The 5,016-nt window shown below is 41.1% G+C and carries 5 protein-coding genes; 1 reads left to right on the forward strand and 4 read right to left on the reverse strand.

All coding sequences use genetic code 11. The features are described from left to right. The 4 genes from ACFFAP_RS03400 to ACFFAP_RS03415 all read right to left on the reverse strand — a co-directional run. Positions 1-563 (reverse strand): restriction endonuclease subunit S (locus ACFFAP_RS03400; RefSeq protein WP_375509902.1); only part of this gene is annotated, 563 nt, incomplete at its 3' end. Beyond that, positions 557-2,053: an N-6 DNA methylase gene (locus ACFFAP_RS03405; protein WP_375509903.1), complete on the reverse strand. Its 1,497-nt coding sequence runs from the start codon at positions 2,051-2,053 to the stop codon at positions 557-559. The genes ACFFAP_RS03405 and ACFFAP_RS03400, both read right to left, overlap by 7 nt. Positions 2,054-2,096: 43 nt before the next feature. After that, positions 2,097-2,957, reverse strand: a complete 861-nt coding sequence (locus tag ACFFAP_RS03410; protein WP_375509904.1) for an N-6 DNA methylase — start codon at positions 2,955-2,957, stop codon at positions 2,097-2,099. A 198-nt stretch (positions 2,958-3,155) separates the two neighbouring features. After that, positions 3,156-3,356 carry a hypothetical protein gene (locus tag ACFFAP_RS03415; RefSeq protein ID WP_334945525.1) on the reverse strand — a complete coding sequence of 67 codons (201 nt, stop codon included), beginning with the start codon at positions 3,354-3,356 and terminating at the stop codon, positions 3,156-3,158. Positions 3,357-3,662: 306 nt separating this feature from the next. Here ACFFAP_RS03415 and cas12k point away from each other — a divergent pair, with 306 nt between their 5' ends. Then, entirely contained in the window at positions 3,663-4,874 is a 1,212-nt protein-coding gene (cas12k, locus tag ACFFAP_RS03420; protein WP_375509905.1) for a type V CRISPR-associated protein Cas12k, read from the forward strand. Positions 4,875-5,016: the final 142 nt, after the last annotated feature.

Below are 5,016 nucleotides of genomic sequence, written 5' to 3' on the forward strand. Positions count from 1 at the left end.
GCGATCGCTTTTTGTTCTGCAAGAAAGGGAAAGGGAATTTTTAGTTGCTTGAAATACGAAAGACCTATAGTTTTGATAGTATTGCCGATAGCAATTCGTTCAAACTCGGACTTTTCTGCTTGCAGCCAATAGTAAAGAAAATGGTTATCTAATTGCGAACCACAGTGCCAAGCCATAAAGTGCTGGCTAACTGCCATCACATCTTTTGTGATTGCACTCTTTCCAACTCCTGCGTCCCGCGATAAAATAACAGCCCCTAGTGGGTGCAAAACTGCTGAAGAGTTTGCAATTCCTGCGGGCGTAATTTTTTCAGTAGTATCGTAAATATATAAATTGTCAAGAAGATTCGAGTCTTTCAATGAGATCCACTTGATTTCCCCATTCCAATATTCTGGATGCTTTTTATCTGGCGTGTGACCACTTCCGCGTTTCGCAACCAAATCAAGTAAAACTACTTCCCAATCATCAGGAATCACCCCCACCTCAGTCTTTTTATAGCCCTCTATTCCTTCCGTGTCATCCTGTAATCCCTCTAATCCGTGATTCAGACTTTTTTTCACCACACCAACCCCATCCTCTGCAAATGCCCCTCAACCTTAGCCGTCAACTCCTCAACCTTACTCGTCAACTGCGGCAAAGGCGTATCATACCGTTCTGCCAACTCCTTAATTCGCTGCGTCAAGCGTTGCGAAATCCGATCCATCTCTGAAGCGATCGCCTGTCGCAGCGTCGGCATCCACTTGTCATCTACCACCAGCGTTTTAATCTCGTCCTCAGTTAAATCGCCGTATTTTGTTAAAACATAATTATCCAAAAATTGAGTTAATACTTTAATTTGTTTACTAATTTCCGCCTCTTGCTCAATCAGCTTTAAATAAGCTTTTAACACCTTTAACTCATCTGCAAACGTGGCATCATTCTTGATTACCTTGATGCGATCGTTTACATTCGCTTTGGTAATTTTGCCACTGTCATTGGTGACTTCTTCCAGCAAACCCTCCTCACCGCCATGTTCTTCTTGCAGTTCCTCCTGCTGGCGAACAATTTCATCTTTTTTCGTTTCCAGTTCTTCAATCGCCGCCTGTTCAGCTTTAAAATATCGGTTAATCATCAACTCCTTGGGAATCAGTTCGCAGATATAATCTGTTACTACACCTTTCTTATTCGTCACCGCTTTCAGTTCTGCCTTCCAGCCATCCTCGACCAAAATATAAACATCGTCCTTCATACTTTCCACCCAATAGGTCATCAGGTGCTGGTAAACATCATATTTATCAATCAGACTTTTACCCGTAAACGCTTGCAGCAAGTCTTCCGAGAGCGCGTGAATAATCGCCTTGGGCTTATCTCCCGGCTGGATGGCTTTGAGCAAAGGCGTGTGTTTTTCTTGCCACGTCTCAAAAACCGCTTGAATGTCTTTCCCATAGCTGATAAATTCAGGATGGGCAAAAATACAGGCTTTGACTTCTGATCCTGGAATTTTGAGCATCAGGTATCCTGGGCGATCCGCCGCCTCAAATAATTCCTGTTGCAGCGTCGGGTAAACCTGCCAATAATCGCTCAAAGCCTCAACATCTCGCTTGGGTATCCCCCCCAACAGATGCGCCTCAATATCCTGAATATCTTCCTCTTCCTGACTGTCGATATAGCGCGGGATATTCAGGTTGTACTCATTCGCCTCAATTTCCTGAACTGGAACCATCCGCGAATACTTCGCCACTTCAAGCTGCTTGTTGAAGACATCAACAATCTTATGAATGTCCTGCTCCCGCAGGCGGTTTTTATTGCCGTCTTTAACAAACCCCTTGCTGGCATCAATCATAAAAATGCCTTGGCGATTCTCGGCATTTTCTTTGTCTAACACAATAATGCAGGCAGGAATCCCCGTCCCAAAAAACAGGTTCGGCGGTAGCCCAATAATCCCCTTAATAATTCCCTTACAAATCAGATTTTTCCGAATTTCCGCCTCTGCATTCCCGCGAAACAGCACCCCATGCGGCAGAATAATCGCCCCTTTGCCATTACTTTTCAGGGAGCGCACCATGTGCAGCAAAAAGGCATAGTCTCCATTTTTAGCCGGAGGAATACCATAGCCATCAAACCGTTGAAACCTTAACTAGATTAAGTCCATTGCTCCAAGCCTTGGAGGAAAAGGGAGGATTAGCCACAGCAAAATCAAAAGTTTTAAGGCTACCATCTGCATCTTTGAAGTAAGGAGTTGATAAAGTATTGTCCTGCCAAATCTCAGCAGTAGGGTGTCCGTGCAGGATCATGTTCATCCGAGCCAAAGCGCGGGTAGCGTTGTCCATTTCCTGACCGTAGATAGTTAACCCCCGTTCCGCTTCATCTGCCGACTTTAACAATAAAGAACCACTACCACAAGTCGGGTCGTAAATCGTCTGGCTCTGGCTTTGGGCTGAATTAACGCCAATAACTTGAGAGATTACACGGGACACTTCCGCCGGAGTATAAAATTGTCCCTTGCTTTTGCCTGATTGCGTCGCAAAGTTACGCATCAGGTACTCATAAGCATCGCCCAAAATGTCATCGCCATCGGCGCGGTTTTTGCTAAAATTCAGTGCCGGGTTCTCAAAAATCGCCACCAAGTTGGAAAGCCGCTCCTGCATTTCCTTGCCCTTACCCAGCTTGTCAGCATTATTGAAATCAGCGACGGTAATGATGCCTACTAAGTCATTTGCCTCGGCTAGTTTGGCAATAATTGTGTTGATGCCATCCCCAATATCTTTTTGTCCTTTGAAGGCAACTATATCCTGGAAGCCTCCGCCTTCAGGCACTTCAATCAGCGCATCTGCTACACCCGCATATTTATCAGATACATATTTAACAAACAATAAAACCAGTACATAATCCTTATACTGCGAGGCATCCATGCCACCTCGCAGTTCATCACAGCTTTTCCATAAGGAACTATAAAGTTCACTTTTCTTAATTGCCATTTCGTATAGCCTTGACGCATACCTCCCCCGATCAACTTTGCCAGACGTTCTTAAGCCCGTCTGACACTTTGCCTTGAAGTTTTTACATCGTGCAAAGAACCAATAACATACCACGCACAAGGACTTTGCTCATGTAGTGGCTGAGGATATATCGTATACCAGGAATTTACAAATTGTCCTATCTGCGACAGCTACATATTATTGCGGCGGATTTTGCTTCTTTTCCCGCTCCTCAACTGCTTTACTCACAAGCCGCACAACAAGATTACTGATGGGACGGTCTTCTTCCTGTGCCCATCTCACCAAAGCCTCGTGGATATCTTTGGGGAAATATATGGAAGTTTGTACGCGATCGCTCTGACTCATCAACACTACAAAGATTTGTTGCCAGTTCATCATACTCCCGTAACCTTGGAACAAGGCTCAATAATGTTTAACAATGTGTGACAATGTTTTGTGGTAGATTAAAAGCATTATTGAACAAGTGCGACAATGCCGAGGTTTTTGGATGGCGATCGGGTCAAGTGGCGATCGTTATCTGACGAAGACGAATAAGTAATTAGTTCTAATTACACAAATAAAAAACTATTTATTTGGTGGAGGTTTGGTCACTATGAGCCGCAATAGTAACAAGGATTCCAATAGTGCAATTCTAAGAACTATACTATGCGATCTTTATGCTAGCGAGGATATACTTCGTAAAGTATGGGAAGAAATGACCAAAAAAACACTCCTTTGATTGTTCAATTGCTGAAGAGTGTAAGTGAGCAACCAGAATTTGAAGCTAATAAAGAAAGTGGAAAAATAACTAAAGAAGAAATCACAGGATTACGTAAATCTCTGACAAAAGATTCAGGCCGTCCTTACTCATCAGTAGATAATATAGTAAAACAAGTGTATTCTTCATGGCTGACTTTATATCAAAAACGGAAAAAGCAGAAAGAAAATAAAGAGTATTTTCTAAACCATATACTTAAAAGTGATATTGAACTTGTAGAAGAAAGTAATTGTGATTTATCGACTATCCATTCAAAAGCACAAGAAATTCTTAGTAAGCCAAAAGAATTTCCAAAGGAAATTACTACTAAAAATAAGAATAATAGACAGATAAAATCAAGTCAAAAAGGACGTAAAAAGCAACACCAATCAAAAGACGAAAATAAAAATATTAAAAAATCCAATATTGAAGCAAGTCTGACTAAAGATGATTCCAAATCATTGACCGATACATTATACGAAATTCACAGAGAAACAGAAAATATTCTAACACGCTGTGCAGTAGCTTATCTGATAAAGAATAATAAAAACATCAGCAACCTAGAAGAGGAAAATACCAAAAAGCTAGAAAAGCGTCGTACTGAGAAAGAAGTCGAGATTAAACGTTTTGAAAAGCAAATCCAAAATAATCGATTACCTAATGGTAGAGATATAACTGGAAAAATATATATTGAAGCATTTGACAACCTAATTAATCAAGTACCTAAAGATAATGAGAAGTGTGCAATTTGGATAGCTAATTTGTTAAAAAAAATATCACCTTTACCATACCCCATACATTATTTATATGGCGATTTATCTTGGTATAAGACCGAAGAAGGAAATATTATGATTTACTTCAATGGTTGGAAAAATTATAAGTTCCAAATTTGCTGCAATAAACGCCAACGTCATTTATTTGAACGCTTTCTCGAAGACCATAAAATTTTTAAAGAAAGCGAGAAAAGTGGAGAAAAACTTTCAGAAAGCTTGTTTACACTACGTTCTGCACAATTACTATGGCAACAAAGGGAACCCAATATAGTTCGGTTAAGGGGGAAAGTGAAAAGTGAAAAGGGGAAATTAAAATACGCATCCCCTTCCCCCAAGGCGCTGCCAAATGTCCAAAACTCTTATCTGCACTGGGTATTACTGTTTTAGTCATGAATAAAATTTTATTCATTGGCTGTAGAAAATAGGAATTAAAGAAGGCTTGCCAAATTTACCTTCAAAAACCATTGTTGGCAAGAGTTTTCACGGGTGCGGTTTCCACAGCCCTCCCGTTAGGTGGTGGGTTGAAAGA

This window comes from uncultured Nostoc sp., from assembly GCF_964245575.1.
Lineage (GTDB): Bacteria > Cyanobacteriota > Cyanobacteriia > Cyanobacteriales > Nostocaceae > Nostoc.